Origin of the sequence: Streptomyces sp. RGM 3693, from assembly GCF_050471125.1 — a bacterium.
In the GTDB taxonomy this organism is placed as follows: domain Bacteria; phylum Actinomycetota; class Actinomycetes; order Streptomycetales; family Streptomycetaceae; genus Streptomyces.
The window spans coordinates 1,326,201-1,352,859 of the sequence record NZ_JBMPPQ010000002.1; the positions used below are offsets into that span (position 1 = coordinate 1,326,201).

The 26,659-nt window shown below is 73.3% G+C and carries 17 protein-coding genes and 1 other RNA gene; 13 read left to right on the top strand and 5 right to left on the bottom strand.

Annotated features, from left to right (window positions below; genetic code table 11):
- Positions 1–36: 36 nt before the first annotated feature.
- Together ACO0M4_RS23190 and ACO0M4_RS23195 are read right to left on the bottom strand one after the other, a co-directional pair.
- Positions 37–1,362: an ABC transporter substrate-binding protein gene (locus tag ACO0M4_RS23190; protein WP_430373909.1), complete on the bottom strand. Its 1,326-nt coding sequence runs from the start codon at positions 1,360–1,362 to the stop codon at positions 37–39.
- Positions 1,363–2,826: 1,464 nt separating this feature from the next.
- The gene (locus ACO0M4_RS23195) at positions 2,827–7,059 is read right to left on the bottom strand and encodes an FtsK/SpoIIIE domain-containing protein (protein WP_430373910.1); all 4,233 of its coding nucleotides are present in this window, start codon (positions 7,057–7,059) and stop codon (positions 2,827–2,829) included.
- 537 nt (positions 7,060–7,596) lie between these two features.
- On the opposite strand from ACO0M4_RS23195, the gene ACO0M4_RS23200 reads away from it, so the two are divergent.
- The 4 genes from ACO0M4_RS23200 to ACO0M4_RS23215 all read left to right on the top strand — a co-directional run bounded on the left by ACO0M4_RS23200 (position 7,597) and on the right by ACO0M4_RS23215 (position 13,219).
- Positions 7,597–9,231 carry a serine/threonine-protein kinase gene (locus ACO0M4_RS23200; protein ID WP_430372852.1) on the top strand — a complete coding sequence of 545 codons (1,635 nt, stop codon included), beginning with the start codon at positions 7,597–7,599 and terminating at the stop codon, positions 9,229–9,231.
- Between the two features lie 180 nt (positions 9,232–9,411).
- Positions 9,412–10,716, top strand: a complete 1,305-nt coding sequence (locus ACO0M4_RS23205) for a serine/threonine-protein kinase (protein WP_430372853.1) — start codon at positions 9,412–9,414, stop codon at positions 10,714–10,716.
- 137 nt (positions 10,717–10,853) lie between these two features.
- Positions 10,854–11,969 (top strand): peptide chain release factor 2, encoded by a 1,116-nt coding sequence (gene prfB, locus ACO0M4_RS23210; RefSeq protein ID WP_430372854.1) that lies wholly within the window; start codon positions 10,854–10,856, stop codon positions 11,967–11,969.
- A 335-nt stretch (positions 11,970–12,304) separates the two neighbouring features.
- A complete protein-coding gene (locus ACO0M4_RS23215) occupies positions 12,305–13,219 on the top strand; it encodes an LPXTG cell wall anchor domain-containing protein (protein ID WP_430372855.1) in 915 nt (304 codons plus the stop codon).
- 141 nt (positions 13,220–13,360) lie between these two features.
- Here the strand turns inward: ACO0M4_RS23215 and ACO0M4_RS23220 are convergent, their stop codons facing one another.
- Complete coding sequence (locus tag ACO0M4_RS23220) at positions 13,361–13,552, bottom strand: hypothetical protein (protein ID WP_430372856.1); 192 nt, start codon at positions 13,550–13,552, stop codon at positions 13,361–13,363.
- 430 nt (positions 13,553–13,982) lie between these two features.
- On the opposite strand from ACO0M4_RS23220, the gene ftsE reads away from it, so the two are divergent.
- The 5 genes from ftsE to ssrA all read left to right on the top strand — a co-directional run bounded on the left by ftsE (position 13,983) and on the right by ssrA (position 17,883).
- Positions 13,983–14,672 (top strand): cell division ATP-binding protein FtsE, encoded by a 690-nt coding sequence (ftsE, locus tag ACO0M4_RS23225; protein WP_100604605.1) that lies wholly within the window; start codon positions 13,983–13,985, stop codon positions 14,670–14,672.
- Between the two features lie 9 nt (positions 14,673–14,681).
- Positions 14,682–15,593: a permease-like cell division protein FtsX gene (gene ftsX, locus ACO0M4_RS23230; protein ID WP_430372857.1), complete on the top strand. Its 912-nt coding sequence runs from the start codon at positions 14,682–14,684 to the stop codon at positions 15,591–15,593.
- Between the two features lie 67 nt (positions 15,594–15,660).
- Positions 15,661–16,869 (top strand): S41 family peptidase, encoded by a 1,209-nt coding sequence (locus ACO0M4_RS23235; RefSeq protein WP_430372858.1) that lies wholly within the window; start codon positions 15,661–15,663, stop codon positions 16,867–16,869.
- 18 nt (positions 16,870–16,887) lie between these two features.
- On the top strand, positions 16,888–17,388 hold the full coding sequence (gene smpB, locus ACO0M4_RS23240) for an SsrA-binding protein SmpB (protein ID WP_430372859.1): 501 nt from the start codon (positions 16,888–16,890) through the stop codon (positions 17,386–17,388).
- Between the two features lie 124 nt (positions 17,389–17,512).
- Positions 17,513–17,883: a transfer-messenger RNA gene (ssrA, locus tag ACO0M4_RS23245) on the top strand.
- 135 nt (positions 17,884–18,018) lie between these two features.
- Here ssrA and ACO0M4_RS23250 read toward each other — a convergent pair.
- Positions 18,019–19,317, bottom strand: coding sequence for an MFS transporter (locus ACO0M4_RS23250; protein WP_430372860.1), 1,299 nt, complete (start codon positions 19,315–19,317; stop codon positions 18,019–18,021).
- Between the two features lie 146 nt (positions 19,318–19,463).
- Here ACO0M4_RS23250 and ACO0M4_RS23255 point away from each other — a divergent pair, with 146 nt between their 5' ends.
- Both ACO0M4_RS23255 and ACO0M4_RS23260 read left to right on the top strand, forming a co-directional pair.
- A complete protein-coding gene (locus tag ACO0M4_RS23255; protein WP_430372861.1) occupies positions 19,464–20,456 on the top strand; it encodes a LysR family transcriptional regulator in 993 nt (330 codons plus the stop codon).
- A gap of 183 nt (positions 20,457–20,639) precedes the next feature.
- Positions 20,640–21,176, top strand: a complete 537-nt coding sequence (locus ACO0M4_RS23260) for a DUF4232 domain-containing protein (protein WP_430372862.1) — start codon at positions 20,640–20,642, stop codon at positions 21,174–21,176.
- Between the two features lie 61 nt (positions 21,177–21,237).
- Here the strand turns inward: ACO0M4_RS23260 and ACO0M4_RS23265 are convergent, their stop codons facing one another.
- On the bottom strand, positions 21,238–23,151 hold the full coding sequence (locus tag ACO0M4_RS23265; protein WP_430372863.1) for an asparagine synthase-related protein: 1,914 nt from the start codon (positions 23,149–23,151) through the stop codon (positions 21,238–21,240).
- Positions 23,152–23,742: 591 nt separating this feature from the next.
- Here ACO0M4_RS23265 and ACO0M4_RS23270 point away from each other — a divergent pair.
- Both ACO0M4_RS23270 and ACO0M4_RS23275 read left to right on the top strand, forming a co-directional pair.
- Positions 23,743–25,155, top strand: coding sequence for a nitrate/nitrite transporter (locus ACO0M4_RS23270; RefSeq protein WP_430372864.1), 1,413 nt, complete (start codon positions 23,743–23,745; stop codon positions 25,153–25,155).
- Between the two features lie 204 nt (positions 25,156–25,359).
- Complete coding sequence (locus tag ACO0M4_RS23275; RefSeq protein WP_430372865.1) at positions 25,360–26,541, top strand: uroporphyrinogen-III synthase; 1,182 nt, start codon at positions 25,360–25,362, stop codon at positions 26,539–26,541.
- Positions 26,542–26,659 lie beyond the last annotated feature (118 nt).

Consider the following 26,659-nt stretch of genomic DNA (forward strand, 5'->3'; position numbering starts at 1 on the left):
CCGGCGCCCGCTCGCCCGCGCCCCCGTTCCCGCGCCTCAGTGCCCGAACGACTTGGTCGCGTCCTGCTCCAACCGCTGCTGGGTACCCGCCACGTCCCCGGGGTTCTTCAGGAAGTCCTGCAAGTCCTTCCACTCGCCCTGCCCCGGCTTGCCACCGAACGAAGCGGGCGCCTGATCGGACATGTCGAACCGGAAGTCGTCACCCGCCGCGATCAACGCCTTGGAGATCTTCCGCATCACGCCATCCCCGTACGCCGCCTGATCCAGCTCCTTGTTGGGCGAGAGGAAACCGCCCGCCCGCGCCCAGATCCCGGCCGCGTCCGTCGACGCCAGGAACGTCAGCAACGCCTGCGCCGCCTTGCCGTCCTTGAGCGCCACCGCCACGTCCCCACCGGTCACCACCGGCGACTTGGCACCCACCGCAGGAAACGGGAAAACCTTTGCATCCGTCCCGATCCTCGCCTTCGTCTGCGCGATATTCGCCGCCGCGAAATCCGCCGACGACACCATCGCCGCCTTCGGCGCGTCACCACCGGTGAACGTCTGCGTCACCGACGTCGGGAAATCCGTCTGCAACGCCCCCGCATTGCCCCCCGACAACAATTCCTTACGACCGAACAACTGCCCCAACGTGGTCAGCGCCTGCTTGACCGAGGGGTCGGTCCACTTCAGATCGTGCTTCGCCAACTGGTCGTACTTCTGTGGCCCGGCCTGCGAGAGATAGACGTTCTCGAACCAGTCGGTCAGCGTCCAACCGTCCGACCCACCCACCGACACCGGCTCCACACCTGACTCGGAAACCGTCTGCGCCACCTTCAAGAACTCCGGCCACGTCTTCGGCTCGGAAACCCCGGCATTCTCGAAAACCTTGGCGTTGTACCACACCAACGACTTGTTACTGGCCTTGAAATACACCCCGTACTCAGTGCCCTTATGGGCCCCCAGATCCCGCCACCCCTTGCCGAAGTTCTTCGCCAACTCCGCCTTGGCATCCGCCCCGAGCGGCTTGAGCCACCCCTTCCCCGCGAACTCGTTCAACACCCCGACCTGCTGGAGCAGCGCCACGTCCGGCGGCCCACCACCCGCGATCTTGGACCCGATGAAACCGGCCATGTCATCGCCGCTGGGCACGAAGTCGACCTTCGCCCCGGTGCGCTTCTCGAACTCCGCCAACACCTTGGTGAAGTTGTCCCGCTCGGCCCCCGTCCAGACCGCCGTCACCTGGAGCCGCTGCCCACTCAGCTTGGGCAACGCCACCGTAGGCGCCGCACCCCCACTCCCTTTCCCCACCCCCTTCCCACCACTCCCACTCCCACTTCCACACCCAGCCACCCCAAGCGCCAACACCGCCACGGCCGCCACCCCCCGCACAGCCCGCCCACGCCCCCCGCGCCCCCCAGCGCCAACACCGCCCTGCCCCGCCCCCTGGCCGCTCGCCTTCCCGACGATCGCCTTCTCGCCGGTTGCCGTCTCGCAACGTGCCATCTGGCCGCTCGCCTTCTCGCGGGTCGCCTTCTGCCTGCTCGCCTTCTGCCTGCTCGCCGTCTGGCCGCTTCCGGTGCCTGTCCCCATACGGTCGACTCGTCTGCGCATCCCCGTAGCCCCTCCGTAGCCGTAGCCCTAGCCCCTTGACCCAGCGCCCGCGAACGGCCCCGCCCGGTGCAGCCGGGCCCCGCACGCTCACGCCGGCGCCGTGCCGCCGAAACCGTTCCGCCTACGCCAGTGCCGCAATCACCGTGCCGTCGCGCCGTACCATCCAGCTGCGTGCTGCGTGCTGCGTGCTGCGTGCTGCGTGCTGCGTGCCGTCTACCGTCGTGCCGTCTAGGCGAGCGCCCGTGGCGCTGCGGTGCTGTGGCGCTGAGGTGCTGTGGTGCCGTGATGCGGTGTCGCCGATGCAGTCGTCCTGTGCACGCTGCCGCTCCGTACGTGGCGCCTCACCGTGGCTTGCCGCTCGCTACTGCCCTTGCTGCCCTACCGGCCACTGCTGCCCTACTGGCCACTGCTGCCCACCGGCCACCAGCTCTACCGGCCCTAACTGCGCCAGAGCCGGCCGATCCCACCGGAGTCGCATCCGCACCACTCGCACCGGCGCTCACCCACGCCGCGTCCGCGCTCACCCTGAGCCTGAGTCCGAGTCCGAGCCTGAGCCCGAGACCGCGGCACGTGCGACAGTCCTACGCCCCCACCACCGGCTCCGCAATACCGCCAACCACGCCAACTCCCCTTTCGTGATGGGCCTGTTACGGGCCGCGCCCGCTCGCCGGCTCCACCACCACCCCGCCCTCACCACCGGCTCGGAAACCACATTTCGGCCCGTCTCCCGACCCGGCTGACCCCCCACCGGCCCCGCCGACCCGCCCGCGCAACAGCCCCAAAACCCACGGCCCCCTCAGCCCACCGCGAGGCACACGATCACGCCTTGGACACCACCCGCCATGGGGCACCACCCACCACGGGACACACCACCCGCCATGGAGCCATCACCACAGGAGCAACCGCCGCCCCGACCCCGAACCGCCCCCCGAAGCCCTCCCGCACCGGCCCGCAGCAGATCCCGCACCGACCACCCAGGCCGCTAACCCCCACTGGCCACCGAGGCCGCCCCCCCCCCAGCATCAACAGCCCTGACGGCCCCGACAGCCCAGACGGCCCGCAAGCACCCACAACCACCACAAGCACTCACGACCACCGCAAGCACTCACGACCACCGCAAGCACCACAAGCACTCGCAACCACCTCAAGCGGCAATAACCGCCTCAAGCCCCCGCCGCCACCCTCAAGCCCTCACATCCACCCTCAAGCGCCCGCAACCGCCCGCAACCGTCCTCAAACCAACGACGGCCCCGCCGGCGCACCCGAGGACTGCGCGGCCCGCTGTAGCGCGCTGGCCAGCAGTGCCAGGTCCGTCGGGCCGTTGCCCAGTTCCCGGAGCGGGCGCCGGGCCGGCGGGTCACCCATCCGCTGCCATTCCAAGGGCACGACGGTCGGCCGCAGCGTGGACGTACGAGGTATCCGCCCGGTCACCCGCCCCGCCTGGAACGGCGTGGACGTGCCGTCCGCCGCACGGTGCAGCCGTCCGCGGCCGGGCGGTACCGGCTCGCAGCCGGGCGGCGTCGGCTCGGACGGGCCGGTGGCGCCGCCCAACTGGATCAGCAGGGCGGCCCGTTCGGCGGTCGCCGTGCCTTCCGTGCGGTCCGGGTGGCCAGTGGCGGCTATCAGGTGCACGCCCAGTGCCGCGCCGTCCCGGGCCACCGCCTCCAGGGCGCGCACCACGGAACCGGCGGCCGGGCGGCCCGTACTGCCCAGCGCCGGGGAGACCAGGGCGTCGAAGTCGTCGACCAGGATGAAGAGCCGGGGCATGGGAGCGGCCGGTGGGACAGCGGACTGAGCTACCGCCTGCGATGCCGTCCGGCCGGGAGTGGCCGAAGCTGTCGAGGCTGCCGAGGCGGCGGACGCCGCCGTACCGGCCGCGCCTGCCAGACCCGGCGTGCCGGTCGAGCCTCCACTGCCCGTCGTGCCCGCGGCGCCGGCCATCCGGTGGGTCGGCGCATCGCCGAGGGTGGCGGAGGGGCCGGGGTGGCCGTGGTGGTTCGGGTGGTCGGGGTCCTGGGGCGGGACGTCGGGGCGGGTGCGGAGGCGCAGGGTGCCCGTGCGGGAGGGGTCCGCGGGGTCGGCCGGGGCGCCGCTGCTGTCTTCCTTGTTACGGCAACGATTACGGAGAGTGATTTGTTCCTGGGCTTCGTTACTCGCTGTGAAGGTGGGGGGTGGGATGGAGGGGGTGTAAGTGGCGGATGAATCAGGTGGGACGGGTGAGCCAGGTGTGGCGGGCAGACCGGATGAGTTGGACGAGCCGGATGTGCCGGATGAGCCAGACGAACTGGACGAGTCGAATGGTCCCGATGAGGCGTGAGGGGTGGGAGGGGTGGGAGGGGTGTGCCGGGCCGGCATGGCCACGGAAGCGCCGGCAGCCGAAGCACTCGCGGTGGAGGCGTTGGCTGTGGAGGAGCTGGCCAGGGGGGCGCTCGATGTGCGGGTGCTCGACGTACGGGCACTCGACGATGTGGCGGGGTTGGGGGTGAAGGTGCCGGGGGTGGAGGTGCTTTCGGTGGAGCGGCGGGGGGCGATGATGCGGGGGGCCGGGAGGTGCTTGGTGCGCCACTCGGAGAAGGGGGTGCCGGCCAGTATTTCGGCGCGCCGCTTCAGTTCGGAGGAGAGCGCCTGGGCGAACTCCCGCATCCGCACCGGGTCCGAGGCGGCCAGGTGCGTCGTGACGTGCGGCAGTTCCGTACAGACCCGCAGGCCCTCGCCGCGTTCGGTGCCGGCGCCGTCCACCAGTACCAGCGACAGTCGGTCCGGGCGGTCCGCGGCGGCCAGCGACGCGGCGAGGGACCGCAGTAGTTCGGTCTTGCCGGTGGCCGCCGCGCCCTCGACGAGCAGGTGCGCGCCGTCGGCCGCGAGGTCGGCGACGACGGGGCCGTGCGGTCCGGCGCCCAGTACTGCGGCGGCGCTGGGCCGGTCGGTGTCCTGGGCCGCCGCCCAACGGGCCATCAGGGACGCGGGTGTGGCGCGGGCCAGCCCCAGTTCGTCCAGCAGGCGTGCCGAATCCGGCAGCGGTACCGCGGCGCGCGGCGCGGTCGGTCCGCCCGGGCCGGCGCCCGTTTCGGCCTCGCGCAGCGGCGCCAGCGCCCGGGCGAACCGCTCCGCCCAGGCGACGGAGACCGCGTCCACGGTCGCGACCGTGCCGTTCGGCCCCGAGCCCGGCTGGACCACCCGCAGGGCCGTGGCGACGTCGCCGCTGAGCACCGCCACCGCCCCGCACTCGCCGAACGCGGGCGAGGCGACGCGCGCCGCCTCGTATGTCGCGGCCAGCGGGAAGGCGGGGGAGGCGGCCGGGGTCTCGGCCAGGCACAGCACGTGGATGCCGGCCGCCGGGCCGCCGGCGGCCAGTCGTGCGGTGGTTTCGCGCAGCGCCGACGAGCCGGGGTCGCCGTCGACGATCAGCAGGGTGTACGGCCCCTGGTGGCGGGCGGCGGCGGAGGCCACCTCGGCGCGGTCGGCGCTGGGCCAGCCGGGGCCCAGTGGGCCGTCGTCCAGCCGTCGCACCAGTTCGGCGGTGCGGGCCGCGGCCTGTTCCTTGTCGTAGGCGAGCAGCAGGCGGCAGTCCTGGCCGCGGGCCGGGCGGACGTGCGGCAACCAGCCCAGCCAGGACCAGTCGGTCACCCGCTCCTCGACGGCGTGTGCCCGGTCGGCGCTGATCAAGGCGATCTCCAGCGCCCCGGGGGAGTGCAGCGCGGCCAGTTGCGCGGTGGCGGACCGGGCCAGGCCGACGAGCCGGCCTCGCGGTCCGGCCAGCCCGAGGGCGCCGGCCCGGCGCAGTTCGACGGTGACGGGTGTGACGGTGCGGCCGCCGTCCCGCTCGGCCGTTCCCAGGCGGACGGTGAGGGCGTCCGGGTGTTCTGGGCCGCGCTCCCAGAGCCGGGGGCCGGGGCCGAGCGCGGTGAGCAGGACGGCGGCGGCGTCCGGCCAGCGTTCGTGGGCGGCCGGGCCGGCGGGGGCGGGGGTGGTGCCGGCGGCCGTAGGGGACGGCTCGTCGGTGGGTGCCGGCCCGTCGCCGTACGCCGTCTCGGGGGTCGGGTCGTGCGGCTCTACTACGGGGCGTCCGCCGGCGAGTCGGCGGGCCCAGGCGCCGATGCCGCCGCGCCGGCCGGCCTTGCGGGTCACCGGGTCGGCCGGGACCAGGGACTGCTGTCCGCCGTGGGTCTGCCCGCCCGTGGGCGCGACCCCGTGGCCGGCCACCGCGGCGGGGACGGTGGGTGCCTCGTAGTCCGCCGTGGGGTGGCCCGGGCCGTTCCCGTAGGTGGCGTGCGTCGGGGCGTGGGGGGCGGCGTCCGGTGCCCGTTCGGAGCCGGGTACCGCGGCGCCGGGTGTCGTGGAGCCGGGTGCCGTGGGGTCGTGCGGGCCCTGCCCGTATGTGGCGGGGTCGGGGGTGGGCTCCTGGCGGGGCGTGGCGGGTGCGGCGGGCGGGAACAGGCCGCCCTCCTCCGGCCCACCCCACCCCGGGACGGGAACGCCGCGCAGCGGGGTGTCCCGGCGCCCGGATCCGGCGGCGGGCCAGCTCTCGGGGGCGGGGGTCGGCGGGGCGGCCATCGGTGGGGTGGCGCCGGCCGAGGTGGCGTGCTCGTGGCCGGGCGCTACCGGGCCGTTGCCACTGGCGTCGGTCCCTGGATAGGTGGTGTTGCCCGTGGTGCCGGTGGTGCCCGTGGTGGTGCCGTACGGGTCGGCAGGGGCGGTGCGGGTGCCGTGCGCGCCGGCGTGCGTCGGGGGGTGGCCGGGGTGGGCGTACAAGGCACCCGACGTGGTCGCTCCGGTGGCCGTCGCGCCGGGGCTCACCCGGCCGGGGGCGACCCGGAGGTGGCCCTCGCCGTCGGGGGTGGCGTTCAGGGCCGGGTCCGGGGTGCGGGGCGGGGACTGGAGGCGGAGCGCCGATTCGCCGATGCGCAGCAGGGCGCCGGGCGGCAGGGGGACGGCGAGGTCGTGGAGTTCGGTGCCGTCGACGGCGGTGCCGTTGGTGGAGCGCAGGTCGGCGACGTACACCGCGCCGTCGGGCTCGACCGTGACGGCGCAGTGCAGGCGGGAGACGTCCGGGTCGTCCAGGGGGACGTCGGCGTCGGCGGAGCGGCCGATGCGGATCTGACCGCCGTGCAGGAGGTGGACGCCGCCGGCATCGGGGCCCGAGACGACGCGGAGTCGCGCGGAGCCGTGCGGCAGGCCGTGTGCGGGGGCGGGGCCGGGGCCCTGGAGGGAGAGCACCGCGCCGTCGATCAGGGGTGGCTCGCCGAGGGCGGCGCGCTGCGGGTCGAGTCGCTCGGCGCCGGCGTAAAGGACGACCGGGGCGCTGCTGCTGGTGCTGCCGACGTCCGCGCCGGTGCCCGCCACGGCCGCCGCGAGTGAGCCGGCCACCGTCGCCAGGGCGGTCCCGGCGGGGGCCGTCACGAGGACGTCGCAGGCCCGCGTGGTGTGGCCGCTGCGCGGCCCGAGGACGGTCAGCCGGATCTGCATCGCCGTCAACGGTCCCTTCTGCCGGGAATCCGGCAGGGGCTCCGCTCGCTCCCCCACCGCACCCCGGGCACGTCGGCACGGACATGTCCCATGCACGTCGCGACAGTGACCGCGCGCCCCCACCGCGTGCGTGCTGGGATGCATCCTCGCACCTGCCGCTGACAACACGCCCGCCGACCGCCCATTAATGATCTTGATTGGTCGGCGGCCGGCGGAAAACTGCCTGCTTACGCGCATCGAACCGGCCGATTTCGATCATCGGTTGCCATGGGAGCGGTCGGTGGCGGACGGCACCCGGACCGCTGAAGCGGCTTCCGGCCGTGTTGACGCGGACCTGGGAACACCGCGTACCGGCCGGGCCGGGAGGCGTTCGGAATCCGGGCAACCAACGACCCGGAACCGGCGTCTTTCCGAGGAGCCCTGCCCTGTCCGGCGCGCCGAAATGTTTGTGCGACGGCACTACAGTGGGGCGGACGGGCCGCGAGCTGACCCAGCGGGCCAGGCAAGGATCTCCACCACGACCAGGGAGCGCATGACGTGCGGCCGGTAGGCAGCAAGTACCTGCTTGAGGAGCCGCTGGGACGCGGCGCCACGGGCACCGTCTGGCGTGCCCGCCAGAGGGAGGCGGCGGGTGCCGAGGCCGCCGTCCCGGGGGAGCCCGGCGAAACGGTCGCGATCAAGGTCCTCAAGGAGGAGCTGGCGTCCGACGCCGACGTGGTGATGCGCTTCCTACGGGAGCGCTCGGTCCTGCTGCGGCTGACCCACCCCAACATCGTCCGGACCCGCGACCTGGTCGTCGAGGGCGACCTGCTGGCGCTCGTCATGGACCTCGTCGACGGCCCCGACCTGCACCGCTACCTGCGCGACAACGGCCCGTTCAGCCCGGTGGCAGCCGCCCTGCTCACCGCGCAGATCGCCGACGCACTGGCCGCCAGCCACGCCGACGGCGTCGTCCACCGCGACCTCAAGCCCGCCAACGTCCTGCTCGCCGGCTCGGACGGCAGCGGCGAGATGCACCCGATGCTGACCGACTTCGGCATCGCCCGGCTGGCCGACTCCCCGGGGCTGACCCGTACCCACGAGTTCGTCGGCACCCCCGCCTACGTGGCGCCGGAGTCCGCCGAGGGCCGCCCGCAGACCTCCGCCGTGGATATCTACGGCGCCGGCATCCTGCTCTACGAACTGCTCACCGGCCGCCCGCCGTTCGCCGGGGCGACCGCCCTGGAGGTGCTGCACAAGCACCTCGCCGAGGAGCCGCAGCGCCCCGCCTCGCTCCCCGAGCCGATGTGGACGATCATCGAGCGCTGCCTGCGCAAGCGCCCCGAGGAGCGCCCCAGCGCCGAGAACCTGGCGCGCGGGCTGCGCACCGTCGCGGCCGGCATCGGCGCGCAGGCCACCCCGGAGCAGGCCCAGGCCGCGCTGGGTGTCGCCGTGCTGCTCGCCCCCGACCCGGACCCGGCCACGGTCCCCGGCACCGGCTCCCAGGGGACGGACGCCGCCGCGCCGACCCAGGTGCTGCCGACCAACGCGTCCTCCTACGACCCGGGCGCACCGACCAGCGTGCTGCCGTCCACCGGCGGCGTCGGTGGTCCCGGAGGCCAGGGCCCGGCGCCCACGCGTGCGATGCCGCCGGTGCCCCCGATGCCGATGGGCGCGCCCACCGCCGGTCCGCCGGAGCCCGAGGGCCCGCATCCGTGGGAGTCCCAGCTGCGGGCCGCCCGCGACCGCAACGACCAGACCCAGGTGCAGTACCTGGACCCGCAGGACGACCCGCTGCGCCGCCGTCCGCAGCGCCGCTCGGCCCCGCAGCAGCCGCCCCAGTACGGCGGGCAGCAGGCCGGGTACGCCCAGCAGCAGCAGCAGCAGCGGCCGCCGGCCCCGCAGCGCCGTCAGGAGCCGCCGCCGCAGCGCTACGAGCCGGCTCCGCCGCCCGCCCGGGAGCCGCGGCCCCGGCGCGAACCGCGGCCGCGCAGCGCCAACCCGATGCGGATCCCCGGTCTGGGCTGTCTGAAGGGCTGCCTGTTCACGGTGCTGCTGCTGTTCGTGGCGGCCTGGCTGATCTGGGAGTTCACCCCGCTCCAGGAGTGGATCGGGACGACCAAGGGCTTCTTCCAGCAGATCGGCGACATCTTCACCAGCGTGCGGGACTTCGTACAGAAAATCGGTGGCTGACGGTCCGTACGGACGGAGCGGCGGCAGCATAGTCTCTTTGTCGACTTCCGGCCGATGAATTCCCGGACAGAAGTGACGGTTGCCGCCATTGGGGGCACTGAACCCTCTGGCGCCCGCGTAGCTTTGACGCCAACCTCAGCCCCCGCAGGACGCTCGGGGGCCCGACACGTCGGAGCAGTCTTGGCACGGAAGATCGGCAGCCGGTACACCGCCCACCAGATCCTGGGGCGCGGCAGTGCGGGCACGGTATGGCTGGGCGAGGGTCCCGAAGGGGCCGTGGCCATCAAGCTGTTGCGTGAGGATCTCGCCTCCGACCAGGAGCTCGTCGGCCGCTTCGTGCAGGAGCGGGCGGCGCTGCTGAGCCTGGAGCACCCGCGTGTCGTCGGCGTCCGCGACCTCGTCGTCGACGGCGCCGACCTCGCGCTCGTCATGGACCTGGTCCGCGGGACCGACCTGCGCACCCGCCTGGAACGCGAGCGGCGGCTGGCCCCGGAGGCCGCCGTGGCCATCGCGGCCGACGTCGCCGACGGCCTCGCCGCCGCGCACGCCGCCCGGATCGTGCACCGCGACGTCAAGCCGGAGAACGTCCTCCTGGACATGCAGGGGCCGCTCGGCCCCGGTGGCGCGCACCCCGCGCTGCTCACCGACTTCGGCATCGCGCGCCTGGTCGACTCCCCACGCAGGACCCTCCCCCAGCCTCCGACCGGGGGGACCACCCACCCGCTCCGCTCGACCAAGGTCATCGGCACCCCCGACTACCTCGCCCCGGAGATCATCGAAGGGCTGCCGCCGCGCGCCTCGGTGGACGTCTACGCGCTGGCCACCGTCCTGTACGAGATGCTCGCCGGCTTCACGCCCTTCGGGGGCGGCCACTCCGGCGCGGTGTTGCGCCGCCACGTCACCGAGAGTGTTGCCCCGCTGCCCGGCATTCCGGACGAGCTGTGGCAACTGCTGCTCCAGTGCCTGGCCAAAGCGCCTGCCTCCCGGTTGCGGGCCCCGGAACTCGCCGCCCGGCTGCGGGAGATCCTGCCCGGTCTGGCCGGCATCCCGCCGCTGGACATCGACGAGCCCGGCGACGAGCAGCCGGCGGACGACCCGGAGGGCGTTCCCACCGGCTCCCGCCAGGAGGCCCACTACGCGACGGCGGCGCCCGAAGGGCCGCCGCGCGGCGCGGTCCCCCTCGTCCAGGGGGCGAAACCGGACTCCAACCGGGAGACGCACACCAGCATGCGGGTCCCCGAGCCGGACGAACTGGCCGGCGGCGCGCACGGCACCGCCCGCGCCCCGCGGGCCGCGGGGGAGCGTCGGGCGGGCTCGGCCCGGCACCGTTCGTCGCCGGAGGCGGTGCGCCGCCGTCGGATCAAGGTGGGCGTGGCGGCCGCCCTGGTCGTCGTGGCGGCCGTGGTCGGCGGTCTGCTGGCCTCGGGCGGCGACGAGGGGGGCGACGCCAGGCCCGGCGTGCACCAGCCGCATCGGGCCCCGTGACCTGGGGCTGACGCCGCCGCGGCGCCGGCGCGGGAACGGCGCGCGAGGCGGACTGTGGGCCCGAGCGCCCCGGTCCCGCCCCGGCCGGGTAGCCGGGGCCGGGGCACATTGTCGGTGGCAGCCGTTAGGCTGGGTGCGTGGCAGTCGTCGATGTATCCGAAGAGCTGAAGTCCCTCTCCTCGACCATGGAGTCGATCGAGGCCGTCCTGGACCTCGACAAGATGAGGGCCGATGTCGCCGTGCTTGAGGAGCAGGCCGCGGCGCCGTCCCTGTGGGACGACCCGGCGAACGCGCAGAAGATCACCAGCCAGCTGTCCTACCTCCAGGGCCAGCTGCGCCGGGCCGAGGAGCTGCGCGGCCGCGTCGACGACCTTGAGGTGCTCTTCGAGCTCGCCGAGGCCGAGGGCGACGAGGAGACCCGCGCCGAGGCCGAGCGCGAGCTGACCGACGTCCGCAAGGCGGTGGACGAGCTGGAGGTCCGCACGCTGCTGTCCGGCGAGTACGACGCCCGCGAGGCCGTGGTGAGCATCCGCGCCGAGGCCGGTGGGGTGGACGCCGCGGACTTCGCCGAGAAGCTCCAGCGGATGTACCTGCGCTGGGCCGAGCGCCACGGCTACAAGACCGAGCTGTACGAGACCTCGTACGCCGAAGAGGCCGGCATCAAGTCGACCACCTTCGCCGTCCAGGTGCCCTACGCCTACGGCACGCTCTCCGTGGAGCAGGGCACGCACCGCCTGGTGCGGATCTCGCCGTTCGACAACCAGGGCCGCCGCCAGACCTCCTTCGCGGGCGTCGAGGTGCTGCCGGTCGTCGAGCAGACCGACCACATCGAGATCGACGAGAGCGATCTGCGGGTGGACGTCTACCGTTCCTCCGGCCCCGGCGGCCAGGGCGTCAACACCACGGACTCCGCGGTCCGGCTGACGCACATCCCCACCGGCATCGTCGTCTCCTGCCAGAACGAGCGCTCGCAGATCCAGAACAAGGCCACCGCCATGAACGTCCTCCAGGCGAAGCTGCTGGAGCGGCGCCGCCAGGAGGAGCGGGCCAAGATGGACGCTCTCAAGGGCGACGGCGGCAACTCCTGGGGCAACCAGATGCGTTCGTACGTCCTGCACCCGTACCAGATGGTCAAGGACCTGCGGACGGAGTGCGAGGTCGGTAACCCGCAGGGCGTGCTGGACGGCGACATCGACGGCTTCCTGGAGGCCGGCATCCGCTGGCGCAAGCAGCAGGAGCAGCAGGCGAAGTAACCGCAGACGCAAGCGGACAAAAGGCCGCGGAACGTCCCGACAACTGCCTCCCTGAGGGGGGCAGTTGTTTTTTGCGGTGGCGGTTAGGTCACAGTCGTACGTCCATGTATCGCCCATCTCCGGGCAATTCAGGCATCAACCCTTTATTCGGCCTTGACGATGTTCCGAGAACTGGGAAGGCTGAGCGCGGCATGCGTGTGTCATGGGGCGCGTGCAAGAACGGGGAGGCGAATGGCCCGCAGTCAGTGCGAGGTCGTGGCGTGCATACCCCCATCGGTCGTTGCCCCGTGCGGCGGTGCTCCAATGACGAGTTCAGCTACTGGGGGTAGCAGTACATGACGAAGAAGACGCGGCTGCGCGTTGCGCGCATTGCGGCCGGTGCGGTGATCGCGGCCGGTGCGTCGCTCACCGCGGCCGGCGCGGCATCGGCAGCTGAGACGGGCCAGGGCCAGAGCGGCGGCACGGTCTGCAAGCCGTGGGACGTGCTCAAGCTGTTCTGCCACGAGACTGGCGGCGGTAGCTCCACCGGCGGTAGCTCCACGGGTGGCGAGTCCACCGGCGGCGACTCCACCGGCGGCGAGATCGGCAGCCAGAACTCCGGCGGTCAGACCACCGGTGGCGAGATCAGCGGTGGCCAAGACTCCGGCGGTCAGACCTCCGGTGGCGAGACCACGGGTGGCGAGACCACCGGCGGCCAGACCACGGGCGGTCAGACCACGGGTGGCGAGACCACGGGTGGCGAGACCACCGGTGGTCAGACCTCCGGCGGTCAGACCACGGGTGGCGAGACCACCGGCGGCCAGACCACGGGTGGCCAGACCTCCGGCGGCGAGACCTCCGGCGGCCACACCGGCGGTCAGACCTCCGGCGGCCAGACCGGCGGCAGCACCGGCGGTCACTCCGGTGGCAGCAGCACCGGTGGTAGCAGTACTGGTGGCGGCCACTCCGGTGGTAGCAGCACTGGTGGCGGCCACTCCGGCGGCAGCAGCACCGGCGGCGACAGCACCGGTACCGGCACCGACAACGAGGGCTCCAAGCCGATCGAGCAGCCCGGCCAGGGCAAGGAGCAGGTCGTCGACACCCCCGGCCAGGCCAAGCAGCAGGCCAAGGGCGGTCAGCTGGCGGAAACCGGTTCGTCCGGCACCACCTTCCTGCTGATCGGTGCGGCCACGATGATCGCCGGCGGTGTGGGCTTCCGGGTCCTGCCCCGTCTGATCAACAAGAACGGCGGCGGCGCGGCGGCTGCCTGACGCTGACGCGGCACACGACGAGGGGCCCGGGACGCTGTGCGTCCCGGGCCCCTCGGGCGTATCTGGGGGAGGCGGAGCGCTCTTCGGACACGCTGCGCGGCGGCGCCGTCACCCTGCGGCGCCGCGGTCGGGTGCGGGCTCCTAGACGGCCTGGCGGAGCAGCACCGCGACCGCGATCACGGCGATCAGCAGGGCCGCCAGCACCACGGGGCTGAGCTGGCCGAAAATGCCTGCTTGCTGCTGGAGTCGTTCCCTGTTGGCCCGGCACACGGGGCAGCGGCCCTCGCTCACAGGGGCCGCGCAATTGGCGCACACCAATCGGTCGTACGTCATGCGACCTCCTTACTCACTGCACCAACGCACCGGGAGGCGCGTCGGTTCCCTTACCACTGTGCCAGCTCCGTCGTCGTACGGCGCGCCCCGAGGATCTCTCGCTACCGCCCGCACGGGTCTCTCCCTCCCGCGTGCCGGGGTCTCACCCGCCCGCCCACGCGGCTTTCCCCCTCCCGCCCACGCGGCTCTCTCCTGCCGCCCGTGCGGCTTTCCCCCTCCCGCCCACGCGGCCTTCTCCTCCCACCCGTGCAGCTTTCTGCCGCCCGCCGACTCGGCATTGTGCGTCTTTTGTCCCATAGGCGCCGTGAAGAAACCCACCAACCCCCTACGACGACTTCGCCCCCACTCGAGGTTCGCGTAGGGTCACGCTCACCGACGGGAGCCCTGACCGGCAACCCGTGCCCCTACCCAGGTCGACCGTGGTGCATCTGTGATCCGATTCGACAACGTCTCCAAGACCTACCCGAAGCAGAACCGCCCCGCACTCAGGGATGTCTCCCTGGAGATCGAGCGCGGCGAGTTCGTCTTCCTGGTGGGCTCCTCGGGCTCCGGTAAGTCCACCTTCCTGCGACTGCTCCTGCGCGAGGAGCGCGCCAGCCATGGCGCCGTCCACGTACTGGGGAAGGATCTGGCCAAGCTCTCCAACTGGAAGGTGCCGCAGATGCGCCGCCAGGTGGGGACGGTCTTCCAGGACTTCCGGCTGCTCCCTAACAAGACGGTGGGACAGAACGTCGCCTTCGCCCTGGAAGTGATCGGCAAACCGCGCGGACAGATCCGCAAGACGGTGCCCGAAGTCCTCGAACTCGTCGGCCTCGGCGGCAAGGAGGACCGCATGCCGGGTGAGCTGTCCGGTGGTGAGCAGCAGCGCGTCGCCATCGCACGGGCCTTCGTCAACCGCCCGTTGCTGCTCATCGCCGACGAACCCACCGGCAACCTCGACCCGCAGACCTCCGTCGGCATCATGAAGCTGCTGGACCGGATCAACCGCACCGGGACGACGGTGGTCATGGCCACCCACGACCAGCAGATCGTCGACCAGATGCGCAAGCGGGTCATGGAACTCGAGAAGGGCCGGCTCGTACGCGACCAGTCGCGCGGCGTGTACGGCTACCAGCACTGAAAGGACGCCATGCGCGCCCAATTCGTCCTGTCGGAGATTGGCGTCGGTCTCCGCCGAAATCTCACGATGACCTTCGCCGTCATCGTCTCCGTAGCCCTCTCGCTCGGCCTGTTCGGCGCCTCACTGCTGATGCGTGACCAGGTCAGCACGATGAAGGGCTACTGGTACGACAAGGTCAACGTCTCCATCTTCTTCTGCAACAAGAACGACGCCGAGACGGCCGCCAACTGCGCCAAGGGCGCGGCGACCGACCAGCAGAAGAACGACATCCTGGCCGAACTGCACCGGCTGCCGCTGGTGCAGAACGTGGAGCACGAGACCAGCGACCAGGCGTACAAGCACTACAAGGAGCAGTTCGGCGACACGCCCGTGGCCGGTCTGGTGACGCCCGACCAGCTGCCGGAGTCCTTCCGGGTCAAGCTCAAGGACCCGACGAAGTTCGACGTCATCAAGTCGGCGTTCTCCGAACGGCCCGGCGTCGAGCAGGTGCAGGACCAACGGGACACCGTCGAGCCGCTGTTCCGTCTCCTGGACGGCATGCGGTACGCGGCCCTGGGCGTCATGGGCCTGATGCTGGTGGTGGCGCTGATGCTGATCGTCAACACCGTGCGGGTGTCGGCGTTCAGTCGCCGCCGGGAGACCGGCATCATGCGGCTGGTCGGCGCGTCCAGCTTTTACATCCAGATGCCGTTCATCATGGAGGCCGCGATCGCCGGCCTGATCGGCGCCGTGTTCGCCTGCTTCCTGCTCGTCGGCGGCAAGTACTTCATGATCAACCAGTGGTTGGCCAAGCAGATCCAGGTGGTCAACTTCATCGGCTGGGACTCGGTCCTGGCGGTGCTCCCGCTGGTCCTCCTCATCGGCCTGCTGATGCCCGCGCTCGCCGCGTTCTTCGCGCTGCGCAAGTACCTCAAGGTGTGAGCTTCGCCAAGGGCGCCGTACGGTCAACTCACCGTACGGCGCCCTTTCGTCGCCTAGACTCACCGGCATGTCGGGCCCGTGTTCGTACGACCGGCCCCGCCGCATCCGCCGCGGGGCGGCCCTGACGTTGTTCCTCACCGGGGTGCTCGCCGCGGGCGCGGCCACCGGCACTTGGGACGACGCGGCGGACGTCGCCGAGCCCGCCGCCCGCAGCCGCCCGGCCGAGGACACGGTCGCCGACCGGGCATCCGTCGAATGGGCCGCACGGGCCGCGCGGGCCGCGGCGCAGGCCGCCGCGGACGGCAAGTCCGGTGCGCAGGCCGCCGCCGACGTCGTCAGCCGCAGCGGCGACCGCTGGTCGACGGTCTACACCCCCGGCGAATTCGAGGACTTCCAGGCCCAGTTGGGCGGCGCTTACGTCGGCGTCGGACTGTGGGTGCGGCAGCGGGAGGATGGCCGGATCACGGTGTCCCGGGTCCAGCCCGGCGGCCCCGCGGCGCGCGCCGGCATCACCGTCGGCGATCGCCTCGACGCCGTCGACGGCAGCCCCGTCCAGGGCCGGCCGGTCACCGAGACCGTCGCCCGGCTGCGCGGCGACGGCCCCGAGGGTTCCGACGCCGCCGCCGGCACGCCCGTCCGGCTGGACCTCCGGCGCGGTGCCCGCCAGTGGAGCGTGACCCTGCACCGCACCCGCCTGCACACCCAGAACGTCACCGTGGACCGCCCGGCCGGCGCCGGCAGCCCGACCCGCATCAAGATCGCCGCGTTCGCCAAGGGCACCGGGGCCGCCGTCCGCCGTGCGGTGCGCACCGCCGATCCGCGCGCGGGCCTGCTGCTGGACCTGCGCGGCAACACCGGCGGCCTGGTCAGCGAGGCCGTCGCCACCGCCTCGGTCTTCCTCGACGGCGGCCTGGTCGCCACCTACGACGTGCACGGCAGCCAACGCGCCCTGTACGCCGCGGGCACCGGCGACACCCGGACCCCCCTGGTCGTGCTGGTGGACGGCGGCACGATGAGCGCCGCCGAGCTGCTGTCCGGAGCCCTCCAGGACCGCGGTCGGGCGGTCGTGGTGGGTTCCCCGACGTTCGGCAAGGGCTCGATCCAGATGCCCAGCGAGCTCCCGGACGGCTCGGTCGCGGAGTTGACCGTCGGCCATTACCGGACCCCGGCCGGCCGCGCGGTGGACGGCGCCGGCATCACCCCGGACCTGATCGTCGAGGATCATGCCGAGAAACGGGCCCGCACAGTATTGAGTGGCCTCGGCACCGGTACGTAGTGCGAAAATGGCCGCACTATGGCTACCAAGGGCAAGGGCAAAGAGAAGGACGACGGGCGCAAGCTCGTCGCGCAGCACAAGAAGGCGCGGCACGACTACCACATTCTGGACACCTATGAGTGTGGTCTGGTGCTGAGCGGCACCGAGGTGAAGTCGCTGCGTCAGGGCCGGGCGTCGCTCGTGGACGGATTTGTCCAGATCGACGGCGGCGAAGCCTGGCTGCACAACGTGCATATCCCGGAATACGCGCAGGGCACCTGGACGAATCACAGTGCCCGGCGGAAGCGGAAGCTGCTGATGCACCGCGCCGAGATCGACAAGCTGGAGGTCAAGGCCCAGGACTCGGGTCACACGATCGTGCCGCTGTCCCTGTATTTCAAGGACGGCCGGGCCAAGGTCGAGATCGCGCTGGCCAAGGGCAAGAAGGAGTATGACAAGCGGCAGACGCTGCGCGAGCAGCAGGACCGTCGCGAGACGGACCGGGCGATCTCGGCGGTGCGCCGCCGGCAGCGGGCCTGACGTTCCCGGCGGCCGGACCGGGTCTGCGGCGGCCGCCGGGAATATGCTGGCACCCTCGTGCGTTGGTCACGTACGATGGGGTCACACCCCGCGAGGGTGTGGCACCACCTTGAAAAGAAAACATGGGGATGATCGGTTTCGACAGCGGATGTCGAAGCAGGGGAAGCGAGTCGAGGAAGCGGCAATGATCTCGTAAACCATATGTCGCAACCAATAATCGCCAACACCAAGCGCGATTCCTTCGCCCTCGCTGCCTAAGTAGCGACTTGCGAAGTGTCAGCCCGGGGATGTTCCCGACCCGGTTCCTGGCATCAGCTAGGGGACTTTACTTCTGAACCCGGTCACGGGGTGCAGTAAGGACAACTAACAGTGACTGAGCCCGTCGGAGACTTGTCTGCGTGATCTCCGGGGCTGAGAAAATCGCAGCAGACTGCACTCGGAGAAGCCCTGATTCTGCACCGTTGGACGCGGGTTCGATTCCCGCCATCTCCACGAAAAAACGACGAAGGCGACGTGTGCCCGCGAATGTGCGGGCCGCGTCGCCTTCGTCGTTTTTGTGTGGCCTTCGCCGTGGGTGGCGTGGGTGGTGTGGGTGCGGGGGTTCCGCCACCCGCACCCACCGGACAGGCCCTAGTCCAGCCGTCGGGCCCGTCGGGCAGGGGCGGCCGCGGTCGTCGCGGTGATCGCCAGGGCCAGGGCCGCCGCCGCGGCCGGTACGGCGTATCCGGCGGCGGGCGACGGGAGGTGGTCCGCGGCCCAGCCACCGGCCGCGGAGCCGGTCGCGATGCCGGCCAGCAGCGCGGTCACCGCCAGCGTCATCCCCTCGTTCAGTCGGCCCGCCGGGGTGCGGGACTGGACCAGGCCCATGCCGGTGACCATGGCCGGGGCGGTGGCCGTCCCGGCCGTCAGCAGGGCGGCGGCGAGCAGCACCGGCGCGCCCGTGCAGGCGGCCAGCAGCGGCAGGGTCAGCAGCGCGGCCATCGCGGCGACGCAGCCCAGGAAGCGCCGGGCGGGTCGGGCCGCCGGTGGCAGCAGGCCGAGCAGCAGTCCACTCGCGCCGGAACCGGCCGCCTGGAGGGCGAGCAGTGCGCCGGCCGCCGGGCGGTAGCCGTGCGCGTCCGCGTAGGCGATCGTGGCCACTTCCAGGGAGCCGAAGATCGCGCCGGTGGCCAGGAAGGTGAGCAGGAGTGGTGGCAGGCCGCGGGTGCGGAGTGGGGTGGGGGGCTCCCCGGCCGGAGGCTGGGGGAGGGTGCGGCCGGGCGGGCGCGGGACGGCGGGCGGTTCGGTGCGGCGTTGGGCCGCGAAGAGCAGGACGCCGGTGAGCAGCAGGGCGGCCGCGACCGCGGTGCCGGCCTCCGGGGCGACGGTGGTGCACAGCAGCGTGGCGAGGACCGGGCCGAGCAGGAAGCACAGTTCGTCGGCGGCCTGCTCGAAGGAGTTGGCGGTGTGCCGGGCGGCCGGGTCGTCGCGGAAGAGGTGTGCCCAGCGGGCGCGGGACATGCCGCCGGTGTTGGGGGTGGTGGCGGTGGCGGCGTAGGAGGCGAAGAGGGTCCAGTCCGGGGCGCCGGCGCGGACGCACAGGAGTAGGGAGAGCGAGCCGAGGGCGGCGACGGCGGTGGCCGGGACGGCGATCCGGGCCTGGCCGTGGCGGTCGACGAGCCGGGCGGTCCAGGGGCCGACCAGTGCGGTGGCGGCCAGGCCGGTGGCGGTGACCGCCCCGGCGAGGGCGTAGGAGCCGCGGCTGCCTGCGATCATCAGGACCGCGCTGACGCTGAGCATCCCCATCGGTAGCCGGGCGAGGAGGCCGGCGGCGGTGAAGGCGCGGGTGCCGGGGACGGCGAAGATCCGGGCGTAGGGGGAGCGTCGGCGGGCGGGGCGGGGACGGACGGTACGGGGCGAGACGGGGCGGGCGGCCAGGAAGAGGATCATGTCCGCAACGGTCGCGGTGGGACCCGGTGATCGTCCAACACCTGGACGGGGCGATTGACGCAGTTGTGTGGTGAGTGTCCGGGTGAGGGCGCCTGAGGTGCGGGAACTCGCTGTGCGGGGCCTCTGTGAGGGGTGAGGATGGGGCGGTGCCGTACGACATCGACCCCCGGCTGTTGCGGGCGTTCACCGCCGTCGCCGAAGAATTGCACTTCACCCGGGCCGCCGCCCGGCTCTACGTCGCCCAGCAGGCGCTCAGCCGAGATGTCCGACGGCTGGAGCGGGAGTTGGGGGCCCAGCTGTTCGTCCGCAGTACCCGGCAGGTGGCGCTGACCGGGGAGGGGGAGCGGCTGTTGCCGTACGCGCGGCGGGTGTTGGCGGCCCACGAGGAGCTGGCGGCGGCCTTCCGGGCGGATCCCGCGCGGCCGTTGGTGGTGGACGTGGGGGCGCCGGTCGGGACCGGGTACCGGGTGTTGGAGGAGGCCCGGCGGCGGGTGCCGGACAGTTGTGAACTGGTCGCGCGGTTCCACGGTGGGCTGACCGGTGCCGCCGCGGCGTTGGCGGCCGGGCGGCTGGACGTCTCCTTCGGGCGGTTCGCGGGGCTGTCGGCCGCGGCCCGGGCCGGGCTCGGTCACCAGCCGGTCCGCTTGGAGCCGATGGCGGTGCTGCTGCGCGCGGACCATCCGCTGGCCGGTGCCGCCGCCGTACCGTTGGGCCGGCTGGCCGGTGAGACGCTCTACGCGGCTGCCGGGAACCCGCACACCGTGGAGTGGACGGATCTGGCGGCGCGGCTCTTCGCGGGGCGGGGGATCGCGATGGCGGAGCCGTTCCCGGAGATCGAGGGGGCGGAGGAGTTCGTCCGGGTGGTGCGCAAGCACGGCTGGTTGGTGCTGGCGAGTACGGAGTTCATCGAGGTGCCGGGGATGGTGCTGCGGCCGGTGGTGGATCCGGTGCCACTGTCGCCGGTGGGGATGGTGTGGCGGCGGGGGTTGCGGCATCCCGGGCTGGACGTGCTGCGGGCCACGGCCCGGGAACTGGGAGCCCGGGAGGGCTGGTTGACGCTCCCCGGCGACGACTGGTGGCTGCCGGCGGCGGATGCCACGGCGATGGGGGTGGCCGCGGCGGGCGCTGAGGGGCCGTAGGATCCCGCCGGGCGCCCGGCGACGAGGAGCGCGCGACCGCGACGTGATCGATATCTCTTTATGAGATGCGTATCCGTCCCCGCGCGCAGGCAACCAACCGCACCGAAATTCCTTCCTTACGGAAGGACATCGCGTGCGAACGATGTGTGCGAACAGGACAAACGGATGGAACAAGGGGGAGTCGTGCAGCGACGTTCCGTGCTCGCGACGACGGTGGCCGCACTCGCCTTGACCGTTACCGCCGGACTGGGTCTGACCGGTTGCGGCTCGGGGCGGATGGCGGCACTGCACGCCAACTGCAAGACCAAGGGCCTGAGCTGGAAGGTCACCGTCCTCAAGGACACGCCACACAGCACCCATCGGGAGGCCCGGCTCTCGGGCGTGAACAAGGGCTCGCAGCCGTGCGTCTTCGACGGCTTCCCCACGTTCGCGGTCCACGTCGGCAAGGGGCCGGAGTCGGACGGCAAGGGGCAGGGCCGCACCATGCCGATAGACCTCGGGCGCGGTGGCACGGTGACGACCAGCCTGCGCTACAAGGACCACGGGCCCGGTATGACGCCCGCGGACTGCCTGGTCAGCAATGACGAGGCGGTGGTGGGCGCGCCCCGCGACCACCACCAGAAGGCGATAAAGGTCCGGGACGAAAAGGGCAAGAAGACCCGGATGAACATCTGCGACCAGACGATCTGGATGGGTCCGCCCGTCGAACTGACCAGCTGAGGACGATCGGCTGGAACTGACCGCCGAGCCGGCCGCCCGGCGGACCTCCGTCGGGCGCGGGTCAGCCGCCCTCGCCGGTCGGGGCGGGCATCCGGGCGGCGGGCGCCGGGACGGTGTCGCAGGCCGGCGGGGTCGGCCGGGCCCGTAACCAGAACTCGGCGGCCAGGGTCGGGTCCAGCGGCCGCAGCGCAGCGGTGTCCGGTTGCAGGGACGTCAGGATCGGACGGAGTGCCTCCGGGCGGATCAGGCCCAGCGCCGCCAGCCGGGAGTCCGCACACAGCGCGGCCAGCGCCCGGCGGTTCCGGCGCAGCCCGGCGTGCAGTTCCGCGCTGTGCGCGCGCCGGCCGCCGCGGCCAAGGACCGGGCCGGGCACGGTGCCGCGCATCGCCGCGACCAGCACGGGTTTGCCGCCGCCGCCCGGCACCCGGTCCGCGAGCCGGACCGCCAACGCCGCCTCGATCACCGCGTCGTCCAGGAACGGCGCCTCGTACGCCACGCCGTGCGCCGAGGTCAGCGCGTCGACGCCGCGCACCCGCTCGCCGGCCCGGACCGCGGCGGCGGCCAGTTCGTGCTGGGCGCGCAGCGGGTCGAACGGTTCCGGTGCCGCGGCGGCGGCCACATGCAGCAGCCGGCGGACCGTGGCGACCGCGTCCGGATGCGCCCAGGGCGGCATCGCCGGGAACTCCTCCCAGTCCGCCCCGCCGGGCCGGCGACGGGCGTCGGGGGCGATCCGGTCGGCGCCGGCGGCCAGCCACCGGGGGTAGCAGCGGCCGCCGAGCAGGGTGCGCACGGTGGCCGGCAGGGTCCAGGAGGCGAGTCGCCGGGCCCGGCGGGCCAGCCGGACGGCTTCGCGGAGGTCGCCGCGGGCCAGGGAGTTGAGTGCCACCGGCCGCAGTGTGAACAACTCGTCGCCGCCGACGCCGGCCAGGTGCATCCGGGAGCCGAACTTCGCGACCAGCCGCGCCTGGTGGACCAGCCGGGCGGCCTCCCGGACGGCGACCAGCGGCCCGGCGGCGTCGGTGTGCGCGGGCTGGGCGGGCGGGGTGTACCAGGTGGGGGCGTCGGTGTACGGGAGGGGGAGGTGGCGGCCCCCGTGGCGGACCTGGCTGAGGCGGTAGGCGCTGTGGGCGCTCCACAGGGGGCCGTCGTCGGCCGGGTCGCGGCCCTCCCAGGCGGTGGTGATCAGTTCGGTCCCGTCGCGGGCGGCCAGGAAGCACAGGCTGGTGGAGTCCAGGCCGCCGGAGAGGTCGGCGCTGAGGGTGGCCCGGTGCGTCCGGGCGTGCACGGCCGCGCTGAGGGCCTCCCGTACGGCCTCGGCGGCGTCCGGAAGCGGGAGGTCCGGCTCCGGCGGGTGCCACCAGCGGTCCTCGCGGTAGCGGCCGGCCGGGTCGTGGGTGGCGCAGTGGCCGGGGGGTACGGCGTGCACCGCGTGCCAGGGGGTGCGCAGCGCGAGCGGCAGCGGGGCGCCGGGCGCGAGCAGGCGGGTGGCCAGCGCCTCCTCGTCGACCGTGCCGGTCCGCGGGGCGCCGGGCAGGCCGGCGGCGGCCGCCGCGTCGGCCAGTGCGGCCAGGTCCTGCGGGCGGCTGCCCAGGACGGTGAGGCCGGCGAGGTCGGTGCGGTGCAGTTGGCGGACCGCGGAGAGGCTGCCCTGGGCGCGGACCTCGGCGCCCATACAGGCCAACAGGAAGAAGCTGCCGGGGAGTTCGTGGCGGAGCCCGGTGCGCCCGCCGAGATCGTCGAGGCCGCGCAGTCGGCGCAGCAGCCGGGCCAGCGTGTCCGGGGTGGCCGAGGTCGTGCCGAGCAGCACCGCGCAGCGCGGGCCGACCCGTGCGGTGACCGCCTCCTCGCGCCGCCAGTGGCCGACGATCCAGGGGCGGCCGGAGAGGTGCGTGACGGTGTGGGTGGCCGGGGTCCGGGGCAGGCAGGCGGCGAGCCGGTCGGCGACGGGGTGGTCGGGGAACACCAGGAAGTCCACGGGGGTACCACTCCTTGGCCTTAGGGCTGGGCGAGGGCGGGCGGGGCCCGGGGCGGTCCGGCCGCGACCGGCCGGACCGGCCCTCGGTGGTGCCGGGGCGGGGAGGCGCCCCGGCGGGGGATCGCGCGGCGGCTGGGGGTGTCAGGAGCCGTACCGTCCGCCGGTGATCCGCTGCGGTGATCGGTGCATCGCATCCCTTTCCTTCCGGTGTCCGAGGGTGCCCGGCATCCCTGCGGGGGTGGGTGTGGCGCCCTGGCAGGGGGGAACGGCCGCCGCCGGACGGGAGGCGCCTCCGCGTCGGCGACGGAGCGTGGTGGGCTGGTCACTCCGTGCGTCGGAGGAAAAGGCTGGCAGTGTCCGCGGCACGTGCCATTACCCCGTTCGGGTGAACGCGGGGGCGCGTGGTGCACGGTGGCGCACCGCCCCCGCTCCGTACGCCGCGGGTGTGCCGCGGTGGCTCACCGCATGCATCCGCACCGCGTGAGCGCAAGGTTTCGCGCTGGTCACGTGCTGCCACAAGGAGGTAACCCGTCGTCCCTAGCGTCGGGGACGGAATCGGTCCGCGGACCGAACCGACCCTTGGGAGGCGCGATGACGGCCGAGACCGCGACGGAGATGGCCGGCACCCGGACTACGGGTGGCCGGCCCAGGAAGGGGCGGCGCTGGATCGAGCGCTGGGACCCCGAGGACGAGGTGTTCTGGCGGGAGTCCGGCGAGCGGATCGCCCGGCGCAATCTGGTCTTCTCGGTGCTGACCGAGCACATCGGCTTCTCGGTGTGGAGCCTGTGGTCGGTGCTGGTGCTGTTCATGGGCCCGGGGTACGGGATCGACCCGGCCGGGAAGTTCTTCCTGGTGGCGGTGCCGACGCTGGTGGGGGCGGTGCTGCGGGTGCCGTACACCTTCGCCGTGGCGCGGTTCGGCGGGCGCAACTGGACGGTCTTCAGCGCGCTGCTGCTGGTGGTGCCGGCGATCGCGGCGGCGGTGGTGATGAGGCCGGGGACGCCGTACGGGGTGTTCCTGGCGGTGGCCGCGCTGGCCGGGGTCGGCGGTGGGAACTTCGCCTCGTCCATGACCAACATCAACTCCTTCTACCCGCTGCGGAAGAAGGGCTGGGCGCTGGGGCTGAACGCCGGCGGCGGCAACCTCGGGGTGCCGGTGGTCCAACTGCTGGGACTGCTGGTCATCGGGACGGTGGGGGCCGCGCAGCCGCGACTCGTACTGGCCGTGTACCTGCCGCTGATCGTGCTCGCGGCGGTGCTGGCCGCGCTGCGCATGGACAACCTCGCAACGGTGACCAACGACACCGGCGCGGTCGTCGAGGCGGCCCGGGACCGGCACACCTGGGTGATGGCGCTGCTCTACGTCGGGACCTTCGGGTCGTTCATCGGCTACAGCTTCGCCTTCGGGCTCGTCCTGCAGACCCAGTTCGCGCGCACGCCCCTCCAGGCGGCGTCGCTGACCTTCGTCGGGCCGCTGCTGGGGTCGCTGGCCCGACCGGTCGGCGGATGGCTGGCGGACCGGTACGGCGGCGCGCGGATCACCCTGGGGAACTTCGCGGCGATGGGCCTGGCCACCGGCGTGGTGCTGGTCGCCTCTGCGGTGCGCTCGCTGCCGCTCTTCCTCGTCGGTTTCACCGCACTGTTCCTGCTCACCGGCCTGGGCAACGGCGCCACGTACAAGATGATCCCGGGCATCTTCCTGGCCCGGGCGCTCCGCCGGGGGCTGACCGGCGAGGCGGCCGCGGCGTCCGGACGGCGGCTCTCGGGGGCCGCGATGGGGCTGATCGGGGCGGTGGGCGCGCTCGGCGGGCTGGGCATCAACCTCGCCTTCCGGGAGGCGTTCGCCGCCACCGGCTCCGGGGTGCCGGCGTGCGCCGCGTTCCTGGCGTACTACGCGGTGTGCGGGGTGGTCACCTGGGCGGTGTACCTGCGCCGCCCGGAGCGCGGGCCGGCCGCCGCGGATGCGGACGGGGCGGCGCGCCGTCCCGCGTACGCCGACGTCTGAAAACCGCGCCCCAAGAGGCGCGGCCGTAACAGGAGGGAAATACTGACGCACCGGGCCTGTCATGTGCCGTTGGCAGGCTCGACACCTTGCGCGGGTGTGCCGGAGCCCGCGGCGACACCCGGGCGTACGACGGACGGGAGCGCCCGGCGACACCGGGACGCAGGGCGCAGTAGACCACTCGGGCGGAGCGGGACGGACAAACCGATGCACGATCAGCAGGAGGCAGCCGGGCAGGAGCCCACCGGGCCGGAGCGGGCGGTGCGTCCGCTGGACGGCTTCACCGTCGGGGTGACCGCGGCCCGCCGGGCGGAGGAGTTGGGCGCGCTGCTGGAGCGCCGCGGCGCCCAGGTGGTGCACGCCCCGGCGCTGCGCATCGTGCCGCTGCCGGACGACGCCGAACTGCTCGCCGTCACCCGCGCACTGGCCGACGCTCCACCGGACGTGGTGGTGGCGACCACCGCCATCGGGTTCCGCGGCTGGATCGAGGCGGCGGAGGGCTGGGGGCTGGGCGAGGCGCTGTTGGGCCGGCTGGCCGGGGTGGAGCTGTTGGCCCGCGGCCCGAAGGTGCGCGGCGCGATCCGGGCCGCCGGGCTGACCGAGAAGTGGTCGCCGGCCTCGGAGTCGATGGCCGAGGTGCTCGACCGGTTGCTGGCGGAGGGCGTCGCCGGGCGGCGGATCGCCGTCCAACTGCACGGGGAGCCGCTGCCGGGGTTCGTCGAGGCGCTGCGGGCCGGCGGTGCGGAGGTGGTCGGGGTGCCGGTGTACCGGTGGATGCCGCCGGCCGACCTCGGGCCGGTGGATCGGCTGCTGGACTCGGTCCTGGTGCGCGGCGTGGACGCGGTGACCTTCACCAGCGCCCCGGCCGCCGCCTCGCTGCTGCGCCGGGCCGCCGACCGCGGCATCCAGCCGGAGCTGCTGGCCGCGCTGCGGCAGGACGTGCTGGTGGCGTGCGTGGGGCCGGTGACCGCGCTTCCGCTGGAGGCGCTGGACGTGCCCACCCGGCAGCCGGAGCGGTTCCGGCTGGGGCCGCTGGTGCAGCTGCTGTGCCGGGAACTCCCGGGTCGGGTACCGCCGTTGCCGGTCGCCGGGCGCCGGCTGGAGATCCGCGGCCGGGCCGCCGTAGTGGACGGCGCGCTGCGCCCGGTGCCGCCCGCCGGGATGGCGCTGCTGCGCGCCCTGGTCCGCCGCCCCGGCTGGGTGGTGGCCCGCTCCGAACTGCTGCGGGCGCTGCCGGGCACCGGCCGGGACGAGCACGCGGTGGAGACCGCGATGGCGCGGCTGCGGACGGCCCTGGGGGAGCCGCGGCTGATCCAGACGGTGGTCAAACGCGGCTACCGGCTGGCACTGGACACACCGGTGGACACCGACAAGTACGGCGATCACTAGGGCCGGTCCGGTGGGTCAGGGCCGGGTCCGCGGCGTGTCCGACCCTGACCCACCGGCCCGGTCCGGCCCTAGGTCCGGTGGGTCAGGAGCGGACCCCGCCGTGATCCACCGGACCGGC

Bases quoted from the DNA above. Each gene is read 5' to 3' on its own strand.
- ACO0M4_RS23195 (WP_430373910.1), bottom strand. From the start codon at position 7,059: ATGCAGATCCGGCTGACCGTCCTCGGGCCGCGCAGCGGCCACACCACG.
- ftsX (WP_430372857.1), top strand. From the start codon at position 14,682: ATGCGCGCCCAATTCGTCCTGTCGGAGATTGGCGTCGGTCTCCGCCGA.
- smpB (WP_430372859.1), top strand. From the start codon at position 16,888: ATGGCTACCAAGGGCAAGGGCAAAGAGAAGGACGACGGGCGCAAGCTC.
- ACO0M4_RS23275 (WP_430372865.1), top strand. From the start codon at position 25,360: ATGCACGATCAGCAGGAGGCAGCCGGGCAGGAGCCCACCGGGCCGGAG.
- ACO0M4_RS23235 (WP_430372858.1), top strand. From the start codon at position 15,661: ATGTCGGGCCCGTGTTCGTACGACCGGCCCCGCCGCATCCGCCGCGGG.
- ACO0M4_RS23215 (WP_430372855.1), top strand. From the start codon at position 12,305: ATGACGAAGAAGACGCGGCTGCGCGTTGCGCGCATTGCGGCCGGTGCG.
- ACO0M4_RS23270 (WP_430372864.1), top strand. From the start codon at position 23,743: ATGACGGCCGAGACCGCGACGGAGATGGCCGGCACCCGGACTACGGGT.
- ACO0M4_RS23220 (WP_430372856.1), bottom strand. From the start codon at position 13,552: ATGACGTACGACCGATTGGTGTGCGCCAATTGCGCGGCCCCTGTGAGC.
- ACO0M4_RS23250 (WP_430372860.1), bottom strand. From the start codon at position 19,317: ATGATCCTCTTCCTGGCCGCCCGCCCCGTCTCGCCCCGTACCGTCCGT.